This is a genomic window from Pseudonocardia endophytica, assembly GCF_004339565.1.
GTDB lineage: Bacteria > Actinomycetota > Actinomycetes > Mycobacteriales > Pseudonocardiaceae > Pseudonocardia > Pseudonocardia endophytica.
Genome location: NZ_SMFZ01000001.1, coordinates 2,443,004 through 2,469,746, shown reverse-complemented (window position 1 = coordinate 2,469,746; position 26,743 = coordinate 2,443,004). Strand labels below are relative to the sequence as shown.

The 26,743-nt window shown below is 71.3% G+C and carries 26 protein-coding genes and 1 tRNA gene; 18 read left to right on the top strand and 9 right to left on the bottom strand.

The annotated features are described in order from the left end of the window. Positions 1–39: 39 nt before the first annotated feature. Together EV378_RS11105 and EV378_RS11100 are read left to right on the top strand one after the other, a co-directional pair. Positions 40–1,242 carry a cytochrome P450 gene (locus tag EV378_RS11105; RefSeq protein WP_132423582.1) on the top strand — a complete coding sequence of 401 codons (1,203 nt, stop codon included), beginning with the start codon at positions 40–42 and terminating at the stop codon, positions 1,240–1,242. Positions 1,243–1,247: 5 nt separating this feature from the next. Beyond that, positions 1,248–1,439: a ferredoxin gene (locus tag EV378_RS11100; RefSeq protein WP_132423579.1), complete on the top strand. Its 192-nt coding sequence runs from the start codon at positions 1,248–1,250 to the stop codon at positions 1,437–1,439. Positions 1,440–1,455: 16 nt separating this feature from the next. On the opposite strand, the gene EV378_RS11095 is transcribed toward EV378_RS11100, so the two are convergent. Next, a complete protein-coding gene (locus EV378_RS11095; RefSeq protein WP_132423576.1) occupies positions 1,456–2,184 on the bottom strand; it encodes a VIT1/CCC1 transporter family protein in 729 nt (242 codons plus the stop codon). A 118-nt stretch (positions 2,185–2,302) separates the two neighbouring features. Here EV378_RS11095 and EV378_RS11090 point away from each other — a divergent pair, with 118 nt between their 5' ends. Genes EV378_RS11090 through EV378_RS11080 form a run of 3 tightly spaced genes read left to right on the top strand, consistent with a single transcriptional unit; the run spans position 2,303 to position 5,096 of the window. Next, entirely contained in the window at positions 2,303–3,784 is a 1,482-nt protein-coding gene (locus EV378_RS11090) for a cryptochrome/photolyase family protein (RefSeq protein WP_132423573.1), read from the top strand. Positions 3,785–3,807: 23 nt separating this feature from the next. Beyond that, a complete protein-coding gene (locus EV378_RS11085) occupies positions 3,808–4,326 on the top strand; it encodes a MauE/DoxX family redox-associated membrane protein (RefSeq protein WP_132423570.1) in 519 nt (172 codons plus the stop codon). A gap of 2 nt (positions 4,327–4,328) precedes the next feature. Further along, positions 4,329–5,096, top strand: coding sequence for a DsbA family protein (locus EV378_RS11080; RefSeq protein WP_132423567.1), 768 nt, complete (start codon positions 4,329–4,331; stop codon positions 5,094–5,096). A 3-nt stretch (positions 5,097–5,099) separates the two neighbouring features. On the opposite strand, the gene EV378_RS11075 is transcribed toward EV378_RS11080, so the two are convergent. Then, positions 5,100–6,281 carry a cytochrome P450 gene (locus EV378_RS11075; RefSeq protein ID WP_243653386.1) on the bottom strand — a complete coding sequence of 394 codons (1,182 nt, stop codon included), beginning with the start codon at positions 6,279–6,281 and terminating at the stop codon, positions 5,100–5,102. A 110-nt stretch (positions 6,282–6,391) separates the two neighbouring features. On the opposite strand from EV378_RS11075, the gene EV378_RS11070 reads away from it, so the two are divergent. The 4 genes from EV378_RS11070 (at position 6,392) to EV378_RS11055 (ending at position 10,597) form a co-directional block, all read left to right on the top strand. Continuing rightward, entirely contained in the window at positions 6,392–7,774 is a 1,383-nt protein-coding gene (locus EV378_RS11070) for an FAD-dependent oxidoreductase (protein ID WP_243653385.1), read from the top strand. Positions 7,775–7,782: 8 nt separating this feature from the next. Beyond that, positions 7,783–8,778 carry an LLM class flavin-dependent oxidoreductase gene (locus EV378_RS11065; RefSeq protein ID WP_132423564.1) on the top strand — a complete coding sequence of 332 codons (996 nt, stop codon included), beginning with the start codon at positions 7,783–7,785 and terminating at the stop codon, positions 8,776–8,778. Positions 8,779–8,891: 113 nt separating this feature from the next. Then, on the top strand, positions 8,892–9,659 hold the full coding sequence (locus EV378_RS11060; RefSeq protein ID WP_132423561.1) for an SDR family NAD(P)-dependent oxidoreductase: 768 nt from the start codon (positions 8,892–8,894) through the stop codon (positions 9,657–9,659). A gap of 44 nt (positions 9,660–9,703) precedes the next feature. After that, positions 9,704–10,597, top strand: a complete 894-nt coding sequence (locus EV378_RS11055; protein WP_132423558.1) for a TrmB family transcriptional regulator — start codon at positions 9,704–9,706, stop codon at positions 10,595–10,597. Between the two features lie 7 nt (positions 10,598–10,604). On the opposite strand, the gene EV378_RS11050 is transcribed toward EV378_RS11055, so the two are convergent. Genes EV378_RS11050 through EV378_RS35305 form a run of 3 tightly spaced genes read right to left on the bottom strand, consistent with a single transcriptional unit; the run spans position 10,605 to position 13,985 of the window. Continuing rightward, entirely contained in the window at positions 10,605–11,363 is a 759-nt protein-coding gene (locus EV378_RS11050) for an SDR family NAD(P)-dependent oxidoreductase (protein ID WP_243653384.1), read from the bottom strand. Continuing rightward, positions 11,353–12,033: a ThuA domain-containing protein gene (locus tag EV378_RS11045; protein WP_132423555.1), complete on the bottom strand. Its 681-nt coding sequence runs from the start codon at positions 12,031–12,033 to the stop codon at positions 11,353–11,355. Before EV378_RS11045 ends, EV378_RS11050 begins: the two co-directional genes overlap by 11 nt. 14 nt (positions 12,034–12,047) lie before the next feature. After that, positions 12,048–13,985 carry a S9 family peptidase gene (locus tag EV378_RS35305; protein WP_165922244.1) on the bottom strand — a complete coding sequence of 646 codons (1,938 nt, stop codon included), beginning with the start codon at positions 13,983–13,985 and terminating at the stop codon, positions 12,048–12,050. A 75-nt stretch (positions 13,986–14,060) separates the two neighbouring features. On the opposite strand from EV378_RS35305, the gene EV378_RS11020 reads away from it, so the two are divergent. The 6 genes from EV378_RS11020 (at position 14,061) to EV378_RS10995 (ending at position 18,381) form a co-directional block, all read left to right on the top strand. Further along, positions 14,061–14,133: transfer RNA gene (locus tag EV378_RS11020), tRNA-Ala, on the top strand. A gap of 183 nt (positions 14,134–14,316) precedes the next feature. After that, on the top strand, positions 14,317–14,754 hold the full coding sequence (locus EV378_RS11015) for a toxin-antitoxin system YwqK family antitoxin (RefSeq protein ID WP_132423552.1): 438 nt from the start codon (positions 14,317–14,319) through the stop codon (positions 14,752–14,754). A 212-nt stretch (positions 14,755–14,966) separates the two neighbouring features. Next, positions 14,967–15,563: a PadR family transcriptional regulator gene (locus EV378_RS11010; RefSeq protein ID WP_132423549.1), complete on the top strand. Its 597-nt coding sequence runs from the start codon at positions 14,967–14,969 to the stop codon at positions 15,561–15,563. 104 nt (positions 15,564–15,667) lie between these two features. Further along, entirely contained in the window at positions 15,668–16,633 is a 966-nt protein-coding gene (locus tag EV378_RS11005; protein ID WP_132423546.1) for an ATP-binding cassette domain-containing protein, read from the top strand. Beyond that, positions 16,630–17,475 (top strand): ABC transporter permease, encoded by an 846-nt coding sequence (locus EV378_RS11000; protein ID WP_132423543.1) that lies wholly within the window; start codon positions 16,630–16,632, stop codon positions 17,473–17,475. Before EV378_RS11005 ends, EV378_RS11000 begins: the two co-directional genes overlap by 4 nt. A gap of 72 nt (positions 17,476–17,547) precedes the next feature. Then, entirely contained in the window at positions 17,548–18,381 is an 834-nt protein-coding gene (locus EV378_RS10995; protein WP_132423540.1) for an alpha/beta fold hydrolase, read from the top strand. Positions 18,382–18,553: 172 nt separating this feature from the next. Here EV378_RS10995 and ald read toward each other — a convergent pair whose 3' ends face one another. The 4 genes from ald to EV378_RS10975 all read right to left on the bottom strand — a co-directional run bounded on the left by ald (position 18,554) and on the right by EV378_RS10975 (position 23,685). Beyond that, positions 18,554–19,669: an alanine dehydrogenase gene (ald, locus tag EV378_RS10990; protein ID WP_132423537.1), complete on the bottom strand. Its 1,116-nt coding sequence runs from the start codon at positions 19,667–19,669 to the stop codon at positions 18,554–18,556. Positions 19,670–19,877: 208 nt separating this feature from the next. Then, the gene (locus EV378_RS10985; RefSeq protein ID WP_132427719.1) at positions 19,878–20,375 is read right to left on the bottom strand and encodes a (2Fe-2S)-binding protein; all 498 of its coding nucleotides are present in this window, start codon (positions 20,373–20,375) and stop codon (positions 19,878–19,880) included. A 62-nt stretch (positions 20,376–20,437) separates the two neighbouring features. Then, complete coding sequence (locus EV378_RS10980; protein WP_132423534.1) at positions 20,438–21,319, bottom strand: FAD binding domain-containing protein; 882 nt, start codon at positions 21,317–21,319, stop codon at positions 20,438–20,440. Beyond that, a complete protein-coding gene (locus EV378_RS10975) occupies positions 21,316–23,685 on the bottom strand; it encodes a xanthine dehydrogenase family protein molybdopterin-binding subunit (protein ID WP_243653383.1) in 2,370 nt (789 codons plus the stop codon). Before EV378_RS10975 ends, EV378_RS10980 begins: the two co-directional genes overlap by 4 nt. A gap of 493 nt (positions 23,686–24,178) precedes the next feature. Here EV378_RS10975 and EV378_RS10970 point away from each other — a divergent pair, with 493 nt between their 5' ends. From EV378_RS10970 to EV378_RS10960, 3 genes are read left to right on the top strand one after another with little or no spacing between them, the layout of a single operon-like run. Beyond that, a complete protein-coding gene (locus tag EV378_RS10970; RefSeq protein ID WP_132423528.1) occupies positions 24,179–25,168 on the top strand; it encodes an LLM class flavin-dependent oxidoreductase in 990 nt (329 codons plus the stop codon). A gap of 8 nt (positions 25,169–25,176) precedes the next feature. After that, a complete protein-coding gene (fgd, locus tag EV378_RS10965) occupies positions 25,177–26,193 on the top strand; it encodes a glucose-6-phosphate dehydrogenase (coenzyme-F420) (protein WP_132423525.1) in 1,017 nt (338 codons plus the stop codon). Positions 26,194–26,244: 51 nt separating this feature from the next. Further along, the gene (locus EV378_RS10960) at positions 26,245–26,709 is read left to right on the top strand and encodes a YybH family protein (protein WP_132423522.1); all 465 of its coding nucleotides are present in this window, start codon (positions 26,245–26,247) and stop codon (positions 26,707–26,709) included. Positions 26,710–26,743: the final 34 nt, after the last annotated feature.

Below are 26,743 nucleotides of genomic sequence, written 5' to 3'. Positions count from 1 at the left end.
TTGCTAACCTCTTGATGATCGCTCAGGAGGTGCCGCGTCATGACCACCACCGAGACGCCGTCGTACCCGATGGCCCGGCAGTGCCCGTTCAGCCCGCCCGACGAGATGCGGGAGATCCGCGAGTCGGAGCCCGTCACCCGGGCCCGCATCTGGGACGGCTCGACGCCGTGGCTGGTCACGCGCTACTCCGACGTCCGCGCCGTCCTCGCCGACCAGCGCTTCAGCTCCGACCCGTTCCGCGCCGGGTACCCGCACGCCGCTCCGTCGCGCAAGATCCGCCAGACGCGCATGCGGCCGTCGTTCATCATGATGGACGACCCGGAGCACGCCCGCCTGCGCCGCATGCTGATCGGCGAGTTCACGGTCAAGCGCACCGAGAAGCTGCTGCCGCTCGTCGAGCAGGCGATCGCCGACCTGCTCGACGCCATGGAGGCCGGCGAGAACCCGACCGACCTCGTGCAGGCGTTCGCGCTGCCGCTGCCCTCGCTGGTGATCTGTCATCTGCTCGGCGTGCCCTACTCCGATCACGCGTTCTTCCAGGAGCAGAGCCACGCGCTGCTCGACCTCACCGCGGGTGAGGAGGCCGTGATCGCGGCCTCGGACGCGCTCATGGGCTATCTGGACCGGCTCGTGGACGACCGCCGGCGCAGTCCGCAGGACGATCTGATCAGCCGCCTGGCGGCCCGGATCGACACCGGTGAGCTGGAGGTCGACGACGTCAGCTCGATGGCGTTCCTGCTGCTCGTCGCCGGCCACGAGACGACGGCGAACATGATCGGCCTCGGGACGCTGACGCTGCTGCGGCACCCGGACCAGGCGGCGCTGGTCCGTGAGGGCGACGACGCGACGGTCCGGTCCGCGGTGGAGGAGCTGCTGCGGATGCTGACCATCACCCACATCGGGCGGCGCCGGGTCGCGACCGAGGACGTCGAGGTCGGCGGCACGGTGATCCGCGAGGGGGAGGGCGTGATCGTGGCCGCCGAGGCGGCGAACCGCGATCCCGAGAAGTACCCGGAGCCCGACGAGCTGGACGTCACGCGGGGCACGAACCAGCACGTCGCGTTCGGGTTCGGCATCCACCAGTGCCTCGGCCAGCCGCTGGCCCGCCTGGAGCTGCGGATCGCCTACCCGGCCCTGCTGCGGCGCTTCCCGGATCTGCGGGTCACCGTGCCGGACGAGCAGATCCGGTTCCGCGAGCAGATGGCCGTGTACGGCGTGCACGAGCTGCCGGTGGCATTCTGATGGCCATGCGAGTCACCGTCGACAAGGATCTCTGTATCGGTGCCGGCCAGTGCGTCGTCACCGCGCCCGACGTGTTCGACCAGGACGACGACGGCCTGGTCGAGCTGCTCACCGACACGCCGGGTGACGGCGACGCCGAGGCCGTCCGGGACGCGGCGCACGTGTGCCCGGCGCGGGTCATCAGCGTCGAGGAGTAGCGCTCCCAGGCCGCTGCTACGCGGCACCGACGCCGATCAGCATTCCCACCACGTAGGTGGCGCCCGCCGCGATCGCTCCGAACAGGAGCTGGCGCAGCGCGGCGCCCCACCACGTGCGCGACGTGAACTTCGACGTCAGCGCACCGGCCACGAGCAGGCCCACGCCGCCGATCGCGAGTCCCAGCCACAGCGACGACGAGCCGAGCAGGAACGACGCGAGCGGGATCATCCCGCCGACCGCGAACGCGAGGAACGACGACAGCGCCGCCGTCCAGGGCGACGGCTCCTCGCCGAGCGTGACGCCCAGCTCACGGTTGATGTGTGCGCGCAGGGCCAGCTCCGGGTCGGCGTGCACCTCGCGGGCCACCGCCTCGGCCGTCCGCGGAGACAACCCGATCTCGCGGTAGGTCGCCTCGAGCTCGGCCTGCTCGGCGCGCGGGTGCCGGGTCAGCTCGCGGCGCTCCACGGCCACCTCGCGGTCGACGGCGTCGTTCTGCGTGCCCACGGACGCGAACTCGCCGAGCGCCATCGAGAACGCACCCGCCACGACGCCGGCCAGCCCGGTCAGCACGATCAGCTGCCGATCCGCGCCCCCGCCGCCGACGCCCGCGATCAGCGCGATCGTCGTGACCAGCCCGTCCATCGCGCCGAACGTCGCCGCGCGCAGCCAGCCGCCGGAGACGTCGTGATGGCGGTGGTCGCGGTCGTGCTCGGCCAGCTCCGCCTCGAAACCGGGATCGGTCATGGCCGTCAGCGTAGGTCCCTGACCTGCGGCGGAACAGGACGGCGAGCCTGGGCTCACCGGAGCGTGGCCTGGGCTGGTTCGCCGCGCGCACCGACCGGCCCGGCCCGACACTGGGGCGATGTCGGATCCACCACTCTGGCTGTTCGCCGACCAGCTCGGCCCGCACGTCTGGGACAACGACGAGTTCCGCGACCGGGAGATCGTGCTCGTCGAGTCGTCGCGTGCGCTGGGCCGCAAGCCGTTCCACCGCCAGAAGCTGCATCTGACGCTGTCCGCGGTCCGTCACCTCGCCGACCAGCTCGGCGACCGCGTCACGCACCTGCGGACCGCGACGTACCGGGAGGCGCTGACCCAGGTCGGACGACCGGTCGTCGTGCACCATCCGACGTCGTTCCCGGCGCTGGACATGGTGCGGCGATTCGAGAAGGAGGGTCTCGTCGCGGAGGTCCGCCCGACGCCGACGTTCGCACTGCCCCAGCAGGACTTCGACGACTGGGCCGACGGCCGCTCGTCGTTCCGGATGGAGGACTTCTACCGCTCGCAGCGGGAGCGCTTCGAGGTCCTGATGGACGGCGACCAGCCGGTCGAGGGGAGGTGGAACTTCGACCACGACAACCGCGAGCCCCCACCCAAGGGCACGGACACGCTGGACGTGAAGGGCCCGTGGCGGCCGACCGAGGACGAGATCGACGAGCAGGTCCGCCGTGACCTCGATCAGGCCGGCCATCCGACCGTCGGTGAGGACGGCCCGCGCTGGTTCGCCGTCACCCACGACGAGGCGACGAAGGCCCTGCGTCACTTCGTGACACACCGGCTCGGCACGTTCGGCCCGTACGAGGACGCGATCCTCGAGAACGACTGGGCGATGGCCCACTCGCTGCTCTCGGTCCCGTTGAACATGGGCGTGCTGCACCCGCTGGAGGCGGTGCACGCCGCCGAGGACGCGTACCGGTCCGGCGACCAGCCGATCAGCTCGGTCGAGGGCTTCGTCCGCCAGATCCTCGGCTGGCGGGAGTACGTCTGGCAGCTCTACTGGTACTTCGGGCGCGGCTACCCGAAGCGCAACCACCTGAGGGCCCGCACGCCACTGCCGGACTGGTTCCGCGAGCTGGACTCCGACGCCGTCACGGCCCGGTGCCTGTCGAGCGCGCTGGAGGGCGTGCGCGATCGCGGCTGGGTGCACCACATCCCGCGGCTGATGGTTCTCGGCAACCACGCCCTGCAGCGCGGGTACCGGCCCGCCGAGCTCAACGAGTGGTTCGCCACCGCGTTCGTCGACGGCTACGCCTGGGTGATGCCGCCGAACGTGATCGGGATGAGCCAGCACGCCGACGGCGGGAGGATGGCGACGAAGCCGTACTCGTCCGGAGGGGCGTACATCGACCGGATGTCCGACCACTGCACGGGCTGTGCGTTCGACCCGAAGGTGCGCGTCGGGGAGAAGGCCTGCCCGTTCACGGCCGGGTACTGGCAGTGGGTGCACCGCCATCGCGAGCTGCTGGCGTCGAACAACCGCACGGCGCGGGCCGTCGCGACGATGGACCGGCTCTCCGACCTCGACGCCGTGCTGGAACAGGAGTCCGCCCGCGAGGCGTTCTGAGCCGGGTCAGTAGTCTCGGTCGGGTGAGGTCCGCCCGTGTGCTCGATCCCGTCGGCACGCTCGTCCGCCTGGTACTGGCTGCGATCTGGCTTGTCTCCGGCACGCTGAAGCTGTTCGACCGGTTCGGCACCGTCGTGGCCGTCGGCGCGTACGACGTCATGCCCGACCGTGTCGTTCCCGTGGTCGCGTCGGTCCTGCCGCTGCTGGAGATCGCGCTCGGCGTGCTGCTGCTGGTCGGCGCCGGTACGCGTGCCGCGGCCGTCGTGTCGGCCGTGCTGCAGATCGTGTTCATCGGCGGACTCGCGCAGGCGTGGATCCGCGGGCTCTCGATCGACTGCGGCTGCTTCGGCGGTGGCGGGCCGGTGGCGCCCGGCGAGACCGAGTACGGCCTGGAACTGGTCCGCGACCTGGGCTTCCTCGCCCTCGCAGGCTGGATGATCGTGCGGCCGCGGACGCTGGTGTCGCTCGACGCGCTCTGGGCGCCGGCGGCCCCGCGGGACGACGCACAGCGGGAACGCAACGACATGGAGAGGGTCGGGTAGCGATGGCACGCTCCGAGCGGGAGCGGCGTGAGGCGGCGCAGGCGCGTCTCGCGGCGGCGGGCATCCAGACGAGGAAGAAGCCCGGTGGCGGCAAGCAGGGGCTGGCGATCGCCGCCGTCGTGCTCGTCGTCGCCGTCGTGGCCGGGCTGGTCATCGCGTGGCAGACGAGCAGCTCGTCGAGCTCCGACAGCACGGGCGCCCCCGTCGCGGCGACGTACCAGGCGACGCGCGACGGCGCCGTCGTGACGGCCGGGTCCCCGACGGCGCCCGCGACCGTCGACGTCTACGAGGACTTCCTCTGCCCGGCCTGCCAGCAGTTCGAGAAGATCTACGGCGACGAGATCACGACGGCGCTGAACGAGGGCAAGGTCAAGGTCAACTACCATCTGATCGCGATCCTGGAGCAGCGCTCCACGCCGCCCGGCTACTCGTCGCTGGCCGGCGGAGCGGGCCTGTGCGCGGCCGATGCCGGCGTGTTCCCGGCGTTCCACTCGCGCCTGTACGACGAGCAGCCGTCCGAGGGCGGCCCCGGCAAGACGGCGCAGGAGCTGGTGACGATCGGCCAGCAGGTCGGCGCGAAGGGTGACTTCGCCGGCTGCGTGAACGACGCGGCCAACGGCCAGGCGATCCTCGACGCGACGAACGCCGCGGCAGGCAACCAGACCGTCGCACCGGGTGGGCGCCTGTCCACGCCGACGATCCTGCTGAACGGGGCTCAGGCCGACATCAACGACGGCAACTGGCTGAAGAACGCCACCGGCGGCGCCTGAGGCCTACCCGCCGTCGAACACGACCGGATACCGTCCGAAGTGGTCACGCGCGGAGCGCGGATCCCGTCGCGGCGGTTCCGACGGGTCCGGTCGCACCCCGGCGTCGAGCAGGGCGGCCAGCATCGTCGTCACGGTGCCGAGCACGGCGTCCGGGCCCGGGACGCCCGCGGCCAGCTCGGTCCCGATGCACGCGTGCATCCCGCCGCCGAACGCGTGCCCCCACCGGGCGACGCCGGGCGGGACGGTCCGATCCGGGTCGTAGACGTCCGGGTCGGCGAACACGGACGGGTCCCGGTTGGCCGCCGCGACGTCCATCACGAGATCCGTCCCGGCCGGGACGACGGTGCCGTCGCGCAGCACGACGTCGGCGACCGCGTGCCGGCGCGCGACCGGACTCGCCGGGTGCAGCCGCAGCGACTCGTGCACGCACCGCTGCAGGAACGCCCGGTCCGTCCACGCCCGCGCCGCGCGGACCGGGTCGCGGGTCGTCCACGCGAACAGGTCGTCGACGGCGTGCACGAGCGCGTCCACCGACGAGTGCGAGCCCGCCTGCAGGTAGAACGCGCACTCCCGGCGGATCGTGGCGTCGTCCAGACCGAGCTCGTCGCGGTGCCGCAGCAGGGCGGTGAGCACGTCGCGGGGCAGGTCGTCGTCGGCGACCGTCCCCGCGTGGAAGCGTTCCAGCAGGTCCCGCCTGCGCGCGGCGGACGGCACGACGAACAGGGTCGTGAACTCCTCGAGCGCGGCGCCGACCTCGGCCCGCACGACGGCCGGGTCGCGGGTGGTGTGCGCGAGCGTCGCGCCCTCGGAGAACGTGCGGGCGAAGCGCCAGAGCGTGTCCCCGGCGTCGATGTCGACGTCGACGCCGGCCACCGTCGCGGTCAGCGTGCTGATCGCCCGGTACCCCAGCTCGACGAGCTCGGCGCGGCCCGTGGCACGGCACGGCGCGAGCGCCTCGGCGACCGTCCGTCGCACGATCGTGCGTTCCCACTCGCGGAACACGCCGCGGCGGAACAGCCGGTTCTCGATTCGTCTGCGTCGTTTGTGCGCGTCGCCGTGCAGCACGAGCAGGCTGTCCGCCATCACGACGCCGCTCGCGTCGTAGAGCGCCTGCCGCAGGTCACGGCACCGGTAGGCGTCGCGGATCTGCGCGTAGCCGTCCACTGTGATCGTCTGCACGGGCACCGTTTCTCCTCGCGCCGACGCTAACAACCCGCTCCGCGCGGACCGGCGCCGGTCGCCTTGACGCGGGGGTCGGCGGGGTCCACTGTCGCCACCGACGAGACGGGGGTGGCGTGGGCGCACCGGAGCGATGGGACGCCGACGTCGTCGTTCTCGGGACGGGTGCGGCCGGCATGGCCGCCGTCTCCGCCGCGGCGCTCGCGGGCGCCGACGTGGTGGCCGTCGACGCGTGCGACGACATCGGCGGCAACGCCGTGCGCTCCACCGGATACGTCGTCGTCGTGGGTTCGGACGGCCAGCGCGCCGCGGGTCTGGACGACGACGAGGAGACGTTCCTCGCCGACGCCCGCGCGCGCGTCGAGGCGGCAGGCTCGTCGTTCGGCGTCGAGTGGGACGAGCGGCTGGCCGGCCTGTTCGTCCGGGAGAGCCCGCGGGCCGAGCGGTTCCTCGTCTCGCGCGGCGTCCGGTTCCGCCGGTTCGTGCCCCGCCCCGCGGTGAACACGGTCGACCGGCTCGCCGCCGTCGAGGACGTCGCGATGCTGGCCGACGCGTTCCGCCCGGACTTCGCCCGGCCGAACGTCGCGACGCTGCACCGGACGCTCGCCGACCGCCTCGTCACCGACGGCCGACGGGTCACCGGCGTGCGCGTGCACGACCGCGACACCGGCGCGGAACGGGAGATCGGGGCCCGCAGCGGCGTCGTGCTCGCCACCGGCGGCTACCAGGCCAACCCGGATCTGCGACGGCGCTACCAGCCGGCCAGGGCGGCGTCGTCGCCGTACCTGGGACTGGACACGTGCCGCGGCGCCGGGCACCTCATGGGCCAGGCCGTCGGCGGCGACCTGGTCAACATGACCGCGTTGCCGCCGTTGGTGATGGTGTCGTCGTCGCTGGTGGAGGACGCGATCGCGGTGAACTCCGACGGTGTCCGGTTCCACGACGAGGCGGGTCCGACCGACGAGCGGGTCCTCCGCCTGCGCGCGCAGCCGGGCGGGCGCGCGTGGTACGTCGTCGACGGCGAGGTGGCGGCCGAGAAGGCCCGGCTGATCGGCGGGATGCCGTCGGAGCCGGTGCGGGCGGACACGCTCGCGGGCCTTGCCGACCGGATCGGGGTCCCGTCGGCGGCGCTGCAGGACACCGTGGACGGCTGGAACACGTTCCTGGACAGCGGATCCGCGACCGATCTCCACGGCCGCGTCGTGCTGCCGCCCGGCAGGCGGCGGTGCGCCCGGCCGCCGTTCACGGCCGTCGCCATGGTCGAAGGCGTGAACTTCCCGTACGGCGGCTTCCGGACCACGACCGACATGCAGGTACTCGACGTGTTCGGCGACCCGGTCCCCGCCCTGTTCGCCGCGGGCGACTGCGCGGGCGGCCTCAACGCGTGCGCCGAGCTCGGCGGTATCCACCTGGGCGGGGGGTTCGCGCTGGGTCGGGTCGCCGGGCTGGCCGCCGCGACGGGCTCCGCCGTCCGCCCCGTCGCCGGACGTACCAGCTGAGGAGAGCGATGTCGGTCGGAGTGCTGTTCACCCAGGGCACGGTCAGTGGGGACCCCCACATCGTGCTGTCGGAGATGCTGGAGCAGGCGGAGGCGGCCGACCGGCTCGGCTTCTGCGCCGCGCTCACCACCGAGCACACGCGCTCGCCGGAGTACTTCGGGTCCGCGCTGCCGCTGGCGTTCGCGATCGCGGCGCGGACCGAGCGGGTGCGGGTCGGGACGGCGATCGCGATCGGCCCGTTGTACAACCCGGTCCGGCTCGCCCAGGACGCCGCGATGCTCGACCAGCTCTCCGGCGGTCGTGCATGGCTCGGGCTCGGCGCCGGCTACACGCCCGAGGACTTCGCGTGCGTCGGCGTCGGGTTCGACGACCGCGCGCAGCGCTTCGACGAGGTCGTCCGGATCGTCCGGGCCGCGCACACCCGGGAGACGTTCACGTTCCACGGCGACCTCCACACGCTCGACGACGTCGCGGTGCAGCCCCGCCCGGTCGCACCGGAGGGGGTCCCGCTGCACCTCGGCGCGTGGACGCCCGGCGGGCTGCGCCGGGCCGGTCGCCTCGGCGACGGATGGATCACGAACGCGCTGATGGCGTTGCCGACGATCGCCGCGGCCGGCGAGACCTACCGCGCCGCCGCGCGTGCTGCCGGTCGCACGCCGCACGTCACCGCGATCCGCTTCTGCTGGCCGTACACGTCGCGCGACGAGGCGCTCTCCCACTTCGGTGACACGGCGCTCGCGATGGCACGCACGCTGTTCGACTACGGCGCGATCGTCGACCTGCCGGGGGTCACGTCGTCGGACGAGATCACCCTGGACGCGTTCGTCGCGGACCGGTTCGTGTTCGGCACCCCCGACGAGTGCGTGGAGACCTTGCGGCGCTTCCGGGACGACGCGGGCGTCGACGACTTCCTGACGATCTTCCGGTACCCGACGGGGCCCGACCAGGCGTCCGTGCTCGAGGCGATGGACCTGTTCGGGCGAGAGGTCCTGCCAGCCCTGTGAGGAGCCGTGACGATCGTCGTCGTCATGCAAATTGGTGACGGACGGTAACGCACGTGTGCTCGGCACGACTGATCTGACGGCGCCGTGAGACGCACGGCCTCGGGGGGAGTCTCGTGTCGGGTTCATGGGCCGTCGTCACCGGCGCGGCCGGAGGTATCGGGTCCGTCATCGCCCGGTCCGCGATCGGCGCGGGCTACCGGGTCGCGGCCTGGGACATCGACGCGGAGGGGCTGGCGTACCTCGCGACGGAGCTGGGCGACGCGCTGACGACGGCGGTCGTCGACGTCGGCGACCAGGCCGCCGTGGAGGAGGCCGCAGCGGCACTGCCGGAGGCTCCCCGGCTCGTGGTCAACAACGCGGGCGTGGTCCGGTTCGGACCGCTGCTGGACCTCACGGTGGCCGACTGGACGACCGTGCTCGGCACGAACCTGACCGGCACGTTCGTCGTGGCGCGCACGCTCGTCCGCCGGATGATCCCGGCCGGAGGGGGAACGGTCGTGAACATCGCCTCGGTCAACGGCGTGACGGCTGCCGTCGACGCGGGCGCCTACACGTCGTCGAAGGCCGGTGTGGCACGTCTCACCGAGCAGATGGCGCTCGAGTGGGCCGATCGCGGCGTGCGCGTGAACGCCGTGGCGCCGGGCCTGATCGACGCCGGGATGTCGAACGCGGTGAACTCCGATCCGGACGTCCGCGAGCGGCGGTCGGCCGCCGTCCCGGTGGGTAGACAGGGTGCGGCACAGGACGTCGCGGACGTCGTGCTGTTCCTCGCCTCGGACCGGGCGGCGTACGTGACCGGGCAGACGGTCACCGTCGACGGTGGACTCGTGCGTGCCGCCCTGTCCGGGATTCCCCGGTCCGCTCCGGATCGCTGCGGTTGACCGTGCGGCACGCGGCGTTCCCACGTCGATGGGATGATGACACGATGTCGCAGCAGAGCGTCATCGAGGAGCTGCAGCGCCTCGGCATGTCCGGATACGAGGCCAAGGCCTACGTCGCGCTGGTCGCGGCGGGTTCGCCGCTGAACGGCTACGAGGTCGCGAAGCGGTCGGGTGTCCCACGCAGCACGGTGTACGAGACGCTGTCCAAGCTGGTCGGTCGGGAGGCCGCCTACGAGGTGCGCGCGGGCGACGCCAGCGTCGGGTACATCGCGCTGCCTCCGTCGGCGCTGCTGGACCGGTTGCGACGCGAGTTCGAGCGCTCGGTGGACCACCTGACGTCGGCGCTCCCGGAGCTCGCCGCGCCGCCCGAGGTGCGGCTCGTGCACAACCTCACCGACCGCTCGTCGCTGCTGGCCCGGTCCGAGGACGTCGTCGCCGCGGCGCGAGGCGAGCTGTTCCTGTCCGGCTGGCCGGACGACATCGGGCCGCTGAAGCCGATGGTCCGCCGGGCCGCCGACGAGGGCGTGAACGTCCAGGTCGTCGTGTTCGGCGAGGACGACGACCCGATCGGCACCACCACGCGGCACCGCTTCTCCTCACCGGACGTCGTGCTGGAGAACCTCGGGTGCCGGTTGATGGTGGTCTCCGCGGACCGCGAGCAGGCGGTGATCGGCGGTTTCGTCGGGGACGACGCGTGGGGCGTCTACACCGACGACCCGGCCGTCGTGCTGGTGGCCGTCGAGTACGTGCGCCACGACATCGCGATGCACCTGATCGCCGACAAGTTCGCGCCCGACGACTTCGAGCGCTTCTGGAAGTCGGACCCGGCGCTGCTCGCGCTGCGCGGCGACAAGGGCTTCCCCGCGACCCTGCTCGCCCGCGGACCGGGCGGCCACGGCGGCGTGCCGCAACGCAGGCGGGGGCGCCCGCTGTCCTGACCGGACGTCAGGCCCCGGTGATCCCGAGTCCGAGACCGCCGTCGACGGTCAGCAGGGCGCCGGTGACCCACTCGGCGGTGATCAGGTACTGCACGGCCTCGGCGACCTCGTCGGGCGTCCCGGCCCGCCCGAGCGCGTGCTCGGCGCCGAGCGCGGTCATCCGGGCCGCAGCCGTCGCGTCGTCCATCAGGCCGGCCCGCTGGTTGATCTCGGTCAGCACGCCCCCGGGACGCACGCAGCCGACCCGGACCCCGCGCGGCCCGAGCTCCGCGGCGAGCGCCCCGGTCAGGGTCTCCAGCGCGCCCTTCGTCGCGGCGTAGGGCGACGCGCCGGGGAACGCGCGCACGGTGTGCACCGAGCCGAAGAACACGACGGCACCGCGCCGCTCGGCCAGATGCGGTGCGGCCAGGCCGGTGAGCAGCATCGGGCCGATCACATTGGACGCGAACACATCCTGCAGTCCCTGCCGGGTGAGCTCCTCGATCGGGCCGCGGTACATGTTCCCGGCCGCGTGCACGACGGCGTCCAACCCGCCACCGTGCTCGACGGCGGCGTCCACCATGGACCGTCGATCGTCCGGGACGGTCACGTCCCCGGCCGCCGCACGTGCGCCGGTCCGTTCCGCGACGGCTGCGACCCGGTGCTCTCGCCGCCCGCTCACCGTGACCCGCGCTCCGAGCCCGGCCAGCCGGGCCACGACGCCCTCGCCGATGCCCGACCCTCCGCCGGTGACCAGCACCGACATGCCGGCGATCTCACGCGCCACGTCGGCCGCCCGTCAGCCACTCGATCGCGCGGCGCAGGATCTCCCGGTGCTCCGGCACCTCGTAGGACGGCGGGTGGTGGCCCAGCGCGTCGTAGACGACCCGGCCGCCGCCGTGCTCGCGGGCCCAGAGCATCGGCTGCCCGCCGGCCGTCAGCAGCGGCACGACCTCCGGGGCGGTGTCCACATCGGAGTACACCTCGTCGACGAGCCGGAAGCCGCCGACGCCGTCGGTGAGCGGGTGCGGGCCCTCCACCCGGACGTCCACCGGCGGCCCGAGCGGCGGGTGGTGCGAGCGGCCCCAGACCCACGCGCCGCCGAGCGCGTCGCCCCACTCCGGCCAGTCGTCGAAGCAGAGCACGGCGGTGTGGATCGCGAGCACCCCGCTGCCCGAGGCCAGGTGCGCCGTCAGCGCGGCGCGCGAGGCGTCCGACGGGCTGACGCCGTCCACGTCGGCCCGCCCGCGGTAGTGCTCCGGTTCGCGCATGGTCCATCGCAGTGCGTTGACCACGAGCAGTGTCGCGCCGGGCAGCGCGGCGAACGCCTCCTCGACGCCCGTGTGCACCTCGACACGCGCGCCCGCGTCCGCCAGCAGATCGGACAGGCGGGCCGTCGTCGCGCGGAAGTCGTGGCTCGATCCGGCCGGACCCCCGGTGAGAACGATCGCCCGCACGCCGGTCAGGGTAGTCAGCCCGGCGGGTCGCCCCCGAGATGCCGCGCGAAGAAGTCCAGGACGATCCGGGCCCGTTGCACCCGATGGAGTGGGGACCCGGCCCGCGACATCTCGTGTCCCTCCTCGGGGAACCGCCAGTACTCGACCGGACGCCGCCGCGAGCGCAGCGCCGCGAACAGCGCATCGGCCTGCTCGACGGGGCAGCGCAGGTCGTTCTCCGCGTGCAGCAACAGCATCGGGGTGCGGATCTCGTCCACGTAGGTCAGCGGCGACATCCGGCGGAACGCCGCGGTCGCCGTGCCGGTGTCGAGGCCGAGCTCCCAGCGGAGCCAGCCCGCGATGTCGGAGCTCCAGTCCTCGGACTCGAAGTTGGTGACGGCGCGCTCGCTGCACGCGGCCGCGAACCGGTCGGTGTGGGCGACCAGCCAGCACGTCAGGAAGCCGCCGTACGAACCCCCGATCAAGCCGACCCGGTCGCGGTCCAGCCGCTCGAACCTGGACAGGGCGGCGTCCAGCGCGGCCAGCACGTCGTCGGCGTCGATCCCACCCCAGCCGGTTCCCGGGTCCACGTCCGCCTCGGGCGCGCGGATGGCCCTGGTCCAGGCCCGGGTGTGGCCGGTGGAGCCGTGCGGGTTGCACCAGACGACGGCGTACCCGGCGCCCGCCCACAGCCGGAACTCGTCGAACCACGCGGTCGGGTACTGCGTCATCGGTCCACCGTGGATGGACAGCAGCACCGGTAGCGGGCCCTCGCCGTCGGACGGCAGCAGCACCCAGGTGTCGACGTCGCCGTCCCCGGCCGGCGACGGGACGGCCATGTGGACGGGGTCGGGCCCCGGCACGTCGCCGTGGAACGCGTCGGTGAGGTGTGTCAGGCGTCGCTCCGACCCGCCGGGGTCGAGGACGTGCAGCTCGGCGCACCGGGCCGGCGTCGAGGACAGGAAGGCGGTGGTCGGTCCGGCGCCGTCCAGGGCGCTCACGACCCGCGTCCCGCCGAGCACGCAGCCGTGTCCGCTGCGCTGGACGTGCACGCCGCCGTGGTCCTCGACGGAGTACCAGAGCGTCCCGTCGTCCCAGATCGGGGAGCGGGTCGCGCGGTACGGCGCGCACGTGCGGTCGGGCGCGTCGGCCAGCACCGTCTCGGCGCTCGTCCGCGCGTCGACGATCACCGGCACCGCACCCGCGGGCACGACGCGGTTGTCGGCGGCGAGAGCGGCGATCCGGGTGCCGTCCGGTGAGAAGGACGGAGCGCGATACGACCGGTCCGAGCCGGTCAGCCGTCGTGGATCACCGCCTCCGGCGACGTCGACGAGGTACAGCGACGCGTACCGCAGCAGGTCCGCGTCGGGCTCCCGGTTCGTGACGACGGCGAGCGTGACCGAGTCCGGCGACCACGCCGGGCTTGCGTGCTCGTGGGGCCCGCCAGCGACGATCCTCGGCGGCGCCGACCCGTCCACCGGCACGACGAACACGCTCGCCGGCCGGTCGACGATCCAGCCGGCCCCGTCCATGCGGCTGAACAACCGGTCGATCCGACGCGGCCCGCGCGCGTGCTCGTCCGGCGCCCCGTACCGGGCGGTCCGCTCCCGCGAGACGAACGCGATCGCCGAGCCGTCCGGCGACCACACGGGCTCGGTCACGTCCTCCGGCCGCTCGCAGAGTGCGACCGGCTCGCCCGGGATCCCGACCGGCAGCAACCGCAGCGTCCCGGTCCCGGACACGACCGCCAGCCGGCGGCCGTCCGGTGACCAGACCGGCGTCCGATCGTCGTCGGTGCCGCTCGTGAACTGGTACGGAGCGCTCCCTCCGTCCGCAGCGGCGAGCCACACGCTGCTGCGGTAGCGGTTGGCGTCGAGGTCCACGCGCCGCACCGTGAACGCGATCCACCGCCCGTCGGGAGAGACGGCGGCGTCGCCGAGGGTGACCAGCCGTCCGATGTCCTCAGGTCGCACGCCGCCGACGCTAGGCCGATCACTACCCGCTTGGGGAGCGCGACGGGCGTTCGTGTACCGTTCTTCTCGTTGCAAGGGGCTGTGGCGCAGCTGGTAGCGCACTTGACTGGCAGTCAAGGGGTCAGGGGTTCGAATCCCCTCAGCTCCACCCCATCCAGCAGCGAAAACGCCCGTCGAGTGATCCATTGGATCCGGCGGGCGTTCGCATGAGTGACCAACTGGGTGACGACCCCGCGTCGTCGTCCTCGGCGACGGGAAAGATCTCGTCCATCACCGTCGCACCCTGCTCCAGGACCGGGTTCGCCGGTACGGCCTGGATACGATTCGGAGCATGACTCGGAACGAAGCTCGCGAGTCCCAGACGGTCGCAGCGCCGGAGTCTCCCAATGCGCTGGACAGGCAGGGCCGCAAGACGGGGCGCTGGACGGAGTCCGACCCGCACGGCGGTGTGATGATCGGCGACTACCTCGAAGCCGAGCGTCACGGCACCTGGCAGCACTACTCCCTCGACGGACGACTCCGCTCCGAAGGCCCCTACGACCACGGTGTCCTCCACGGTACGTGGGTCTGGTACCGGGCGAACGGGGCGATGATGCAGCGTGGTGACATCGACCAGGACGTCAAGCACGGTCGATGGGAGCGTTGGGACGCTCGAGGTCGCCCCCTCGATTCCGGAGACTACGACCGGGGTCGCAAGGTCGGCGAGTGGACGACCTACAACGCCGATGGCACCGTCAAGGCAGTGAAGAACCACCGCCCGAAGCGATGAGTTGCAGCGGCGTTTCATGGTGAGTGTCGCCCGGGCGAGGCGCGGCGCTTCCGCCGCGATGGGTGGCTTTGGAGGTCTCCACCGGCACCGTTGGTAGGTCAGTGCTAACACCACCCGGACCAGGAGGACACCCGAGTGTTGGTCGGAGTTGACACCACCCTGGTGGGCGCGCAAGCGGAGCGAGTCCGAGCAGATTGAGCGGAGGTGGGCGCATGTCGGCGACGAAGCTCCTGGTACTCGGTATCGTGCACCTTTCCGGCGGCGCGCATGGCTACCAGGTGCGGTCCGAACTGCTGCAGAGCTGGCGTGCGGAGAATTGGGCCAAGATCAAGCCCGGCTCGATTTATCACGCACTGAAGAAGGCGGCGGCTGATGGCCTCCTCACCGAACACGCCGAGCCGGGCAACTCCGGGCCGGAGCGCGTTCTGTACCGCGCGACAGCTCGGGGACGTGACGAGATAGTCGAACTGGTCCGCGACGGTCTGCGGCGCACCCACGACCCGGACATGCTCAACGCGTCCATCGCCATGTTGCCCATGCTGACGAGGACAGATGCCATCGCGCACGTTAACGAGCGGGTCGCGCGCCTGGAAGCGGAGCTCGTAGAGCAGGCCAAGTGGCGGGAGCACCCCGATCGGGACACCCCCGAGCACGTCCGCGATCAGGCCGAACTGTGGGCGGGACACGCACGCACCGAACTGGAGTGGGCGAAGAGCCTGAGCAAACGACTGTCTGAGGGCGCCTACACCATGGCCGATGATCCGGGTTCGTGGCGAACGGTCCCCGATCCCCTCAAGATGCGCTTCTAATCAAACTTGACAAGACGTTCCTCCTCGTGCACTGTCGCCAAGTATTCAAACTTGACTAGTGCTCAACCGGTCCGTTCGCAACACCGAGAGAAGGAATCGAACCCATGGGAACGCTCGCGATCGAGACGAGAGGGTTGAAGAAGAGCTTCGGCACGACCCACGCGGTCGCCGGTGTGGACCTGGCCGTGAGCGCCGGGGGCGTGTACGGCGTGCTCGGTCCGAACGGGGCGGGCAAGACCACCACGATCCGCATACTGGCCACGCTCCTGCGCCCCGACGCCGGGGAGGCGCAAGTGCTCGGCTACGACGTCGTGCGTGACGCCCGGGCGGTGCGGAGCAGGGTGGGCCTCACCGGGCAGTTCGCGTCGGTCGACGAGGACCTCACCGGGGTGGAGAACCTGTTGCTGCTCGCCAGAGTGCTCGGCTACTCACGCCGCCGAGGCAGGGAGCGGGCGACCGACCTGCTGGACGCGTTCGGTCTTGCCGAGGCGGCCGACCGGCAGGTGAAGAAGTACTCCGGCGGGATGCGTCGGCGCATCGACATCGCGGCGAGCCTGGTCGTCACCCCCGAACTGATCTTCCTCGACGAGCCCACGACCGGCCTCGACCCCCGGAGCAGGAACCAGGTCTGGGAGATCGTCCGCGGCATGGTCGCCGAAGGCACCACCGTGTTGCTGACCACGCAGTACCTCGACGAGGCCGACCAGCTCGCCGACCGGATAGCGGTGATCGACCACGGGAAGGTCATCGCCGAGGGCTCGAGCGGCGAGCTCAAGGCGTCGGTCGGCGCCGGCTCGCTGCACGTACGGCTACGTGCGCCCGAGCAGCGGGCCGAGGCAGAACGAGTCCTCGCCGGCGTCCTCGAGGTGACGGCCGAGCCGTCCGCTGACCCGGCCGCGCTGTCCGCGCGGATCTCCGACCCCGAGCGGGTCGCCCGCGCCCTGGCCGAGCTGTCCCGCAGTGGCATCGACGTCACCGAGTTCGCGCTCGGTCAGCCGAGCCTGGACGAGGTGTTCCTCACCCTGACCGGACATCCCGCCGAAGAGACACCCGAGGAGGATGCCGCATGAATGCCACGACCGCGGAGCAGGCGTCGGCGCCGGTCACCGAGTACGCGCCGCGCAGTGTGCTGTTGGCCGGCGAGCGGCCGTCTCGCCCCGGCCCGGTGCGCACCTCGTTGGCATTCGGCTGGCGCGCTCTGCTGAAGATCAAACACGTCCCGGAGCAGCTCGTCGACGTGACCATGTTCCCGATCATGTTCACGCTGATGTTCACCTACCTGTTCGGCGGCGCGCTCGCCGGGTCGACACAGGCGTACCTACAGTTCCTGCTGCCCGGCATCCTGGTGCAGGCGAACGTCATGATCACCATGAACACCGGCATAACGCTGAACACCGACATCCAGAAGGGGGTGTTCGACAGGTTCAGGGCGCTCCCGGTGTGGCGACCGTCCCCGCTGGTCGGCGCCCTGCTCGGCGATGTGATGCGCTACTCGATCGGGTCGGCGATCGTGATCACGCTCGGACTGGTCCTAGGGTTCCGGCCGGAGGGTGGCGCCGTCGGCGTGGTGCTCTCGGTGGTGCTCCTGCTGGTGTTCTCGTTCTGCCTGTCGTGGCTGTGGACGATGCTCAGCCTGATCCTGCGCACGCCGAACTCGGTGGCGGGGGTCAGCATGATGGTGATGTTCCCGCTGACGTTCGGGAGCAACATCTTCGTGGACCCGAAGACGATGCCCGGGTGGATGCAGGCGGTCGTCGAGGTCAACCCGATCACCCACCTGGCGACCGTGGTACGCGGCCTGATGGACGGCTCGGTGCCCGCCGGGCAAATCGGCTGGGTGCTCGTCTCGTCCGTACTTCTCGTCGCGGTCTTCGGTCCCATCACCATGGTCCTCTACCGCAACAAGAAGTAGATGCCGCTACCGCGAGCACTTGGTCGAAATCAACTCCGACAACCCGGCCCACTCGGCCAACGGAGATGTGAGATGAACGAGATGGCCTTTCGCGTGACATCAAACGATGGCACCACCATCGCCTACGACAGGGAAGGAAGCGGTCCGGCCGTCATTCTGGTGGGCGGAGCACTCGACGAGGGGGTGGAGAACGCTCCCTTGGCACCAGCTCTCGCCGAGCACTTCACGGTCTACAACTATGCCCGTCGGGGACGCGGCGCGAGCGGCTTCACCGAGCCGTACGCCGTGGAAAGGGAGATCGAGGACCTGGATGCGTTGATCGCGGAGGCGGGCGGCTCGGCACACCTGTTCGGGGCGTCCTCAGGCGGCGCGCTGGCGCTGGAAGCCGCCGCGGCCGGGTCAGCCATCGACACGATCGCCGTCTGGGAGGTGCCCTACGCGGTCGGGGACGACATACGCCCGCGATTCGAGGAGTACATCGCAGACACCCGACGCGCCTTCGACGCCGGGCGAGACGAGGAGGTTCTCGAACTGTTCATGCGCATGACCGGCGCCTCCGACGACAACATCGCGGCCAGGAAAGCGGCAGGCAAGCAGACGGCGCATTGGGCGCATTCGGTCGCCCTCGCGCCCACGCTGGTCCACGACAGCGTCTTCCTCAACCGCTACCAATTGCCGGCCGATCGACTGGCAACGGTCACCCAACCGGTCCTGGTCACCACCGGAGGGCCGATCACGGTCCCCTATATGGCAGGCCTGCCCTCGGACTTCTTCGACCGCGCAGCCGACGAGCTTGCAGACCAATTACCCCACGCTCAACGGGAGCCCCTCGAGGGGCCGGATCATGTCGTCGACCCACAGACCGTCGGCCCGCTGTTGCTACGGTTCTTCAGCACCGAACACTGAGGGGCCCGCGAGGTGTTGCGGGAATACCGATCAGGCACCGCGCAAGCAGATCTTCGTCACGCCAGGGACACGGGGCGGACAGGTAGTGTCGAGATTGATGTCGTCGGCGGCATCACAGGCCTGGGCGTGGTGCGGGGGTGGGCGGCCCGAGTTGCGGGTCGGCTCGGCGGCGTCATCCGAGTACGTCGTCAAGGGCGACCGCGCTGAGCCCGTGCGCTTGGGCGACCTCGCCGTTGGTCAGCCGTCCGGCGTGGGTGGAGAGCCCACCGGCGAGGGCAGGATCGTCTCGCAGGGCCTGCTTCCAGCCGTGTTCGGCGAGCTCGATGACGTAGGGCAGGGTGACCGCGGTCAACGCCCGGGTAGACGTGTTCGGCACGGCGCCGGGCATGTTCGCCACGCAGTAGAAGACCGCGGAGTGGACCGGGAAGGTCGGTTCGGCGTGGGTGGTGGGGTGGGTGTCGGCGAAGCAGCCGCCCTGGTCGACCGCGATGTCGACGAACACAGCGCCGGGCTTCGCCCGTGCGACCAGGTCGTTCGACACGACAACGGGTGCCTTGGCGCCCGGGACGAGCACGGCTCCGATCACCAGGTCCGCGTCGAGGACTGCGTGTTCGACGGCGTAGGACGTGGAGTGCTGGGTCTGGACCCTGCCGCGGTAGAGGTCGTCGAGGGCACGGAGCTTGTCGAGGTTGACGTCGAGGACGGTGACGCGGGCGCCCATTCCGGCGGCGATCTGCACGGCGTGGGAGCCGGAGACGCCGGCGCCGATCACGACGACGTGTGCGCCGGGCGCGCCCGGTACCCCGCCCATGAGGACGCCGCGGCCGCCGGCGGAGCGCATCAGGTGGTAGGCGCCGGCCTGGGGCGCGATCCGGCCTGCGGCCTCGCTCATCGGCGCGAGCAGCGGTAGCCGGCCGTCGGCGGTGCGGACGGTCTCGTAGGCGATGGCGGTGGTGCCGGCGTCGATCAGGGCGTCGGTGCAGGCCTTGGACGCGGCGAGGTGCAGGTAGGTGAACAGGGTCAGGTCGCTGCGGAGGCGGTGGTACTCCGACTCGACGGGTTCCTTGACCTTGAGCAGCAGCTCGGCGCTGTCCCACACCTGATCGGCGTCCGGAAGCAGCCGGGCGCCGGCGGCGCTGTACTCGTCATCCGGGCACGACGACCCGTCGCCTGCGCCGTTCTCGACCACGACGTCGTGGCCGCGGCGGACGAGTTCATCGACCCCGGCCGGGGTGAGGGCCACCCGGAACTCGTTGTCCTTGACCTCGCGGGGAACTCCGATGCGCATGTCCGTCTCCTCAGTCGCGCTGGTCAGCCAGGGTGTGATGGCCGTGCCAGGTGATGGCCTGCCACGTCGTGGGGGTGCCGAGACGCGGGCACGCCGATGGCCGGGGCCGCCCGTTTCGGGGTGCTCCGGTAGGTGTTCAGGCGAGCGGGCGCCACGCCGTGGCGGAGCCCGAGCGGCTCCGCCACGACGCGGCTGGAGAGCGCGGTGCCTAGTGGTCGCTACCCGAGGCCGCGCTGGGTTGTTCGCCGCGCAGGATCGCTGCGGCGTCGCGGACGGCGTCGACGATGAACTGGTAGCCGGTGCAGCGGCAGATGTTGCCGGAGATGCCTTCGCGGATCTCCTCGTCGGTGGGGTCCGGGTTCTCGGCGAGCAGCTCCTGGATGACGATCAGAAAGCCGGGGGTGCAGAACCCGCACTGCAGGCCGTGGTGCTTCCAGAACGCTTCCTGCAGCGGGTTCAGCTCCGGTCCGTCGGCGAGTCCCTCCACGGTGGTGACGTCGGCGCCGTCGGCCTGGGCGGCGAGCGTGCAGCACGAGCGAGCGGTGCGCCCGTCGAGGAGAACGGTGCATGCCCCGCAGACGCCGTGTTCGCAGCCCAGGTGCACACCGGTGGTGCCGCAGTCCTTGCGCAGGAAGTCCGACAGGGTCCGGCGCGGGTCGATGTGGCGGGCGTGCGACTGGCCGTTGACGGTCATCCGCACGGTCATCCCGGGATCTCCGGCGTTGCCGGCGTCGTCGCTGTCGGTGCTGCCGATCTCGGTGGTCGCGCTCATGCGGCCGCGCTCCTTTCGATGCTGGGCAGGATCCGGTCCAGGCACCGGCGGGCCAGTACCTGAGACAGGGTCCGGCGGTACTCGGCGGGTGCGTGGATGTCGTCGCCCGGTTCGGTCGCCTCCGCGACCGCTGATGCCGCGGCGTGGATCAGCTCGGCGCCAGGTGTCTGGCCGGTGAGCATCTGCTCGGCCGCATCGGCTCGGATCGGGACGCTGCCGGCCCCGGCGACGGTGAGCCGAGCCTCGGCGATCAGCCCGGCCGGGTCGAGGCGGAGCGCCCCGAAGACCGCGACGAGGGCGAAGTCGCCGTGGCGGCGGGCGAACTCCTCGACCGCGACTCCGGTCCCTGGCTGCTGCTTGGGAACCTGGATCGCGACGAGCAACTCGTCCGGCTCGACGGCGCTGAGCAGGAATCCGTGGAACCAGTCCGCTGCGGCGACGGTGCGCTGCCCGCGGGGTCCGGCCACGACGAACTGGGCGTCGAGCGCGCGCAGCACCGACGGAACTTCGCCTGCGGGGTCGGCGTGGGCGGCGCTGCCACCGAGGGTGCCGCGGTTGCGGATGGTCACGTGTCCCGAGTAGCGCAGCGCTGCTGGTAGTAGCGGGATCGCCTGCCCGATCAGCGGCGAGGTCTCGACCTCCCGGGTACGGGTCATGGCGCCGATCTCGACGCTGTCTCCGGTGTCGCGGATGTAGGACAGCTCCGGCAGCCCGCCGAGGTCGACCAGCGCGGTCGGCTGCGCCAGGCGCATCGACAGCAGCGGGACCAGGCTCTGGCCGCCGGCAAGGATCTTCGCGTCGCCGTCCTCGGCAACCAGGAGCTCGACGGCGTGGTCGATGCTGCCGGCACGGCGGTAGTGCAGTGGTGCGGGCTTCACGGCGTCTCCTCACGCGACGACGCAGCCGGGGCGGCGTCGGTCATGGCCTGCAGCAGCCGGGGCGGTGTGACGGGCAGCCGGTTGAGGCGCAGGCCGAGGTCGGGCAGCGCGTTCTCGATGGCCGAGGTGATCGCGGAGGCGGCGCCGATCGTGCCGGCCTCGCCCATGCCTTTGAACCCGCCGGGAATGTGGTCGGCGGTGGTGGTCATGTGCACCGTCTCGAACGTCGGGATCTCGGAGGCGGTGGGGATCAGGTAGTCCATGAAGGTCGTCGTCAGCGGCTGACCCTCGGGGCTGTAGACGATCTCCTCGAACAGTGCGCCGCCGATCCCCTGCGTGGCCCCGCCGTGGATCTGCCCGTCGACGATGGTCGGGTTGATGACGGTGCCGCAGTCGTGGACGAGCAGGTAGTCGAGCAGCGTGACGCGGCCGGTCTCCCGGTCGATCTCGGCGAGTACCGCTGTGGTGCCGTAGGAGAACGCGACGTTCTCCGGGTCGAGGACGTCGCGCTCCTCGAGGGTGGGGTCCTCGCCGTCCGGGAGCTTGTCGGCGAGACGTCGGTAGGCGGCGTCGCCGATCTCGCGCATGGTCACCGACGGTCCGCCCGGGGTCCCGGCGACCGAGATCCGGCCGTCGGTGATCTCCAGGTCGTCGGGTGAGGCCTCGAGAATGTTCGCGGCGATGCGCAGCACCTTGTCCCGCAGCCGCGTGCTGGCGCGCAGGAGAGCGCCGCCGCCGAGGGCGGCGCCACGGCTGGCGCCGGTGCCGTACCCGGTGAACGGGTTCGTCTCGGTGTCCCCGTGATGCACCGTGACCGAGTCGAGCGGCACACCGAGCGTCTGGGCGGCGACCTGGGCCAGCGCAGTCTGGATGCCCTGGCCCATCGCGGAGAGGCCGGTGCGGACGACCACTCCGCCGGAGGAGTCGATCCGGACGACCTCCTCGTCGAACGAGGAGTGCTGCAGCCCGGACTGGTTCATGATCTTGCTGGGTCCGAGCGCGCTGATCTCGATGTGGAACGAGAAACCGATCCCCACGGAGCGGCCCTGCTCGGCGGCGGTGTCGCGGCGCTGGGCCCAGCCGCGTTCGGCGACGGCCTTCTCGGCCAGGTCGAGGCACTCGGCGTAGTTTCCGCTGTCGTAGAAGAAGACCTGGCTGGCGTACGGGAACGCGTCCGGCGGGATCAGGTTGCGGCGCCGGACGTCGTTGGCCGCCATACCGAGCTCACCGGCCAGCTTCTCGATGATGCGTTCGTGGGCGAAGTTCGCCTTCGGCTGGCCCCACCCGCGATACGAGCCGTACGGGGAACGGTTGGTGACGACCCCGACGACGGTGGCCTCGATGTTCTCGATGGCGTACGGGCCGGCCATGACCGCCATCGACAGCCAGCACGGCCCGATCCCGACGGTCGCGAGCTGCCCGCCGAGCACGGCGTAGACCGTGCCGCGCAGTCCGGTGATGGTGCCGTCGGCCTTTGCCGCCACGGACACCTCGATGCGCTGTTCGCGCGAGTGTGCGTTCGCGACGAAGCTCTCCAGCCGGTCCTCGATCAGCTTGACCGGGCGTCCGGTGCGCCTCGACAGCAGCGCGGCGAGGACCTCCTCGCCGTAGAAGTCGAACTTGTTGCCGAACCCGCCGCCGACGTCCGGGGTGCGGACCCGGATCCGCTCGACCGGAAGTCCGAGGACCTCGCCGAGCAGGTCGCGGGTCAGGTTGGGCGACTGGGTCGACATCCAGCCCTCGAGCCGGTCGGTGAACGGGTCCCAGGACATGACCGCGCCGCGGGTCTCGAGCGGGGTGCCCATCTGCCGGCCGTAGGTCAGCGTCTCGGAGACGACCACGTCGGCCTCGGCGAACGCGGCGGCGGCGTCGCCCTTCGGGATGGTCTGGCGACAGCTGACGTTGTCCGGCCAGTCCTCGTAGAGCAGCGGGGCATCCTCGGCGAGCGCGTCGTCGAGGGTCACGACCGCGTCCAGGACCTCGTAGTCCACCTCGATCAGGCCGAGCGCGTCCTCGGCGACGTAGCGGTCCACCGCGGCCACGACCGCGACGGCCTGCCCGACGTAGCGGACCTTGTCCACGGCCAATGCGTACTGGTCGGTCATCCGCTGGTCGGGAATCATCCGCCACACCACCGGCTGCGGGCTCGCGCACACGTCGCGGACCTCCTCGCCGGTCAGCACCGCGAACACCCCGGGAAGCGCGAGCGCCTCACTGACGTCGACGTTCGTGATCCGGGCGTGCGGGTGCGGGCTGCGCAGCACCGCTGCCTCGAGCATCCCGGGCAACGCGACGTCGTCGACGAACTGGCCGCGGCCGGTGAGCAGCCGCGGGTCCTCCTGGCGTCGTACCCGTGAGCCGATCAAGCCTGGTGGTAGTTGCTGAGTCACGATCAGCCTCTCGTGGTGGACGTGACGACGCGGGCGCCGACGGCATCGGCCGGGCCTGCTCGGCGTGGCAAGAGTTCGGCGACAGCGTCATGCTGCGTTCGGCCCGGTTTTCGGATGCGAGCCAGCGTCGGGGCTGTCCACAGCGCGTGTCCATTGACGGATCGCCACAAGCTGACCGCCCCGGTTCGTCACACCGCCAATCCCAGCCCCGTCCCGATGACATCGGCCGTGACCTGCAGGCTTCGGGCAGCCGCATCTGCGGAACCGTGCGTCGGAGGACGTCGCACGGGAGGAGAAAGGGCCGCCGGTTCGTCGGTTTGCCCGACATCACGGGCGCGAGTTCGTCACGGCGCCAATTGTCGGGTCGGCCGGGCGGCCCGAGACTCGTCGAACGACCGACGGCGTGCCGTCCGTGTCCCGACCGTCGACCGCGGTGAGCCGGCTACCCCCACCGCTTGCGGAGGAACCCATGAGTGTGACCACCCCTGTCGGCGTCTTCGTCGCGACCTCGACGCCCCCCGAGCGCATCCCCGCGATCGCTGCCGCGGCCGAACGGCTGGGTTACGGCGAGGTGTGGCTGGCCGAGGACTACTTCTGTTACGGCGGTCTGACCGGGGCGGCGCTGGCGCTCGGCGCGACCGAGCGGGTGACGGTCGGGCTCGGCGTCGTCGCGTCGGTGGCGCGGCATCCTGCGGTGACCGCCATGGAGATCGCCACCCTTGCCCGGACCTACCCGGGCCGGTTCCTGCCCGGCATCGGTCACGGGGTCCCGGTGTGGACCGACCAGATGGGTGCCACTGCGAAGTCCCCGCTCGCGGCGCTGACCGAGTGCGTGGACGGGGTCCGGTCCCTGCTGGCCGGCGACACGGTGGACCTGCAGGGCAAGCAGTTCACCTTCCGCTCGGTGTCCGCGACCCACCCGGTCGACGGGCAGGTGCCGATCCTGACCGGCGTTCTCGGCCCGAAGTCGCTGCGCCTGTCCGGGAAGATCGCCGACGGGACCGTGATGAGCGTGCTGGCCGGCACGAGCTACCTGGAGTCCGCGGTCGGGCACATCAGGGAGGGAATGGCCGAGTCCGGCCGGACCGAGCACCTCGTCCCCACACTGGCGTTGTTCAGCGTGGCGAAGGACGGCCAGCAGGCCCGCGATGCCGTGCGGCCGTCGCTGGCCGCATACATCGCGGCCGTCGGACCGCACAACCCGCTGACCGGGGCGTTCGGCTACAACGACCACGTCGCCCAGCTGCTCGACGAGGGCCCGGAGACGATGGCGGACAAGCTGCCCGAGGAGTGGATCGACACCCTCGCCGTGGCCGGCGACCCGGACGAGGTCGCCGCGCGCATCGCGGAGCTGCGCGGCGCGGGCGCCACCAGTGTCGTGCTGTCCCCGGTGAACGCCGACAGCGCCCTCGACGAGCTCGAGCTGGTCGCCTCGACCGTGCTGCCCCAGCTCGGCTGACGGCCGTCGTGGACCTCAAGATCGGCTACAAGGCGTCGGCGGAGCAGTTCGGGCCGCGCGACCTGGTGGAGTACGCCGTCCGGGCCGAGGAGCTCGGGCTGGACAGTGTCTGGGCGTCGGACCACTTCCTGCCATGGCGGCACAACGGCGGCCACGCGCCGTACGCGTTGAGCTGGATGGCCGTGGTCGGGGAGCGGACGAGCCGCGTGCAGATCGGCACCAGCGTGCTGACCCCGACCTACCGTTACAACCCGGCCGTGCTCGCCCAGGAGCTGGCGACGATGGCGCTGCTGTTCGACGGGCGCGTGGCCCTGGGTGTGGGCACCGGCGAGGCGCTCAACGAGATCGCGGTGTCCGGCATGGAATGGCCGGAGTTCAAGGAGCGCTTCGCCCGGCTGCGCGAGTCGGTCCGGCTGATGCGTGCACTGTGGACCGAGGACGGCAAGGTCAACTTCGAGGGCGACTACTACACGACCGTCGACGCGGAGATCTACGACCGCCCGACCCACCCGGTCCCGGTCTACGTCGCGGCCGGTGGGCCGATGGTGGCGCGCTACGCCGGGCGTCAGGGCGAGGGGTTCATCTGCACGTCCGGGAAGGGGATGGAGCTCTACACCGACAAGCTGATCCCCGGGTTGAAGGAGGGCGCGGAGAAGGAGGGGCGCGACGCGGAGACGATCGACCGGACGATCGAGATCAAGATGTCCTACGACCGGGACCCGGAGGCGGCGCGGGAGAACTGCCGGTTCTGGGCGCCGCTGTCGCTCTCGGCCGAGCAGAAGAACTCGGTGAGCTCGTCGGAGGAGATGGAGCGCCTGGCCGACGAGCTGCCGCTGGAGCAGATCACCGGCCGGTGGATCGTCACCTCCGACCCGGACGAGGCCGTCGCGCAGATCAAGCCGTACGTCGACGCCGGGCTGAACCATCTGGTGTTCCACGGTCCCGGCGACGACCAGGAACGGTTCCTGTCCCAGTTCGCCGAGGACGTCCTGCCGAAGCTGCGGGCGCTCGCACCGCCCGCGTGACTTGCCCCGACGGGCGCGAGTCGTACCCCACGAAGATCGAGGAGAGGTCTGATGGCGAGCAACGAGAACGACGTCAAGGAGATCCTGGCGGTCCACCACTCCTGGCTGGACTCGAACAATGACCTGGTCAAAGAGAAGATGTACCCGAACTTCGCCAACCCCGGATACCTGCAGTTCAACCTCAACGGGCACGAGTACAACGGGCCCGACGAGAAGGCGAAGCTCTGGGACGGGCTGCACGAGATCGGCTTCAACCTCTCCCAGATGAAGATCGTCGAGGAGCCGAAGGTCTACGCCGAGGGCGACCTCGCCTACCTGACCACCTACTGGAGCGCGCTGGTCACCGGAAACACCGGCACCGGGGTGCTCGAGCCCGACCCCGAGCCGCTGGTCTTCCGGGTCACCGAGGTGTACCGCCGCGACGACGGCAAGGGAAACCCGGAGTGGAAGATCTGGCACTTCCATGCGTCCCCGATCGCCGGTAAGGACACGCCCCGCTTCCCGCAAGACGCCTGACCCCCCGGCCGGCCACAACGAACCCCGCCCGCGG

Bases quoted from the DNA above. Each gene is read 5' to 3' on its own strand.
- EV378_RS11055 (WP_132423558.1), top strand. From the start codon at position 9,704: ATGTCGCAGCAGAGCGTCATCGAGGAGCTGCAGCGCCTCGGCATGTCC.
- EV378_RS11100 (WP_132423579.1), top strand. From the start codon at position 1,248: ATGCGAGTCACCGTCGACAAGGATCTCTGTATCGGTGCCGGCCAGTGC.
- ald (WP_132423537.1), bottom strand. From the start codon at position 19,669: ATGCGCATCGGAGTTCCCCGCGAGGTCAAGGACAACGAGTTCCGGGTG.
- EV378_RS10960 (WP_132423522.1), top strand. From the start codon at position 26,245: ATGGCGAGCAACGAGAACGACGTCAAGGAGATCCTGGCGGTCCACCAC.
- EV378_RS11065 (WP_132423564.1), top strand. From the start codon at position 7,783: ATGTCGGTCGGAGTGCTGTTCACCCAGGGCACGGTCAGTGGGGACCCC.
- EV378_RS10970 (WP_132423528.1), top strand. From the start codon at position 24,179: ATGAGTGTGACCACCCCTGTCGGCGTCTTCGTCGCGACCTCGACGCCC.
- EV378_RS11000 (WP_132423543.1), top strand. From the start codon at position 16,630: ATGAATGCCACGACCGCGGAGCAGGCGTCGGCGCCGGTCACCGAGTAC.
- EV378_RS10995 (WP_132423540.1), top strand. From the start codon at position 17,548: ATGAACGAGATGGCCTTTCGCGTGACATCAAACGATGGCACCACCATC.
- EV378_RS11095 (WP_132423576.1), bottom strand. From the start codon at position 2,184: ATGACCGATCCCGGTTTCGAGGCGGAGCTGGCCGAGCACGACCGCGAC.
- EV378_RS11105 (WP_132423582.1), top strand. From the start codon at position 40: ATGACCACCACCGAGACGCCGTCGTACCCGATGGCCCGGCAGTGCCCG.
- EV378_RS11090 (WP_132423573.1), top strand. From the start codon at position 2,303: ATGTCGGATCCACCACTCTGGCTGTTCGCCGACCAGCTCGGCCCGCAC.
- EV378_RS10985 (WP_132427719.1), bottom strand. From the start codon at position 20,375: ATGACCGTGCGGATGACCGTCAACGGCCAGTCGCACGCCCGCCACATC.
- EV378_RS11080 (WP_132423567.1), top strand. From the start codon at position 4,329: ATGGCACGCTCCGAGCGGGAGCGGCGTGAGGCGGCGCAGGCGCGTCTC.
- EV378_RS11015 (WP_132423552.1), top strand. From the start codon at position 14,317: ATGACTCGGAACGAAGCTCGCGAGTCCCAGACGGTCGCAGCGCCGGAG.
- EV378_RS11005 (WP_132423546.1), top strand. From the start codon at position 15,668: ATGGGAACGCTCGCGATCGAGACGAGAGGGTTGAAGAAGAGCTTCGGC.
- EV378_RS11010 (WP_132423549.1), top strand. From the start codon at position 14,967: ATGTCGGCGACGAAGCTCCTGGTACTCGGTATCGTGCACCTTTCCGGC.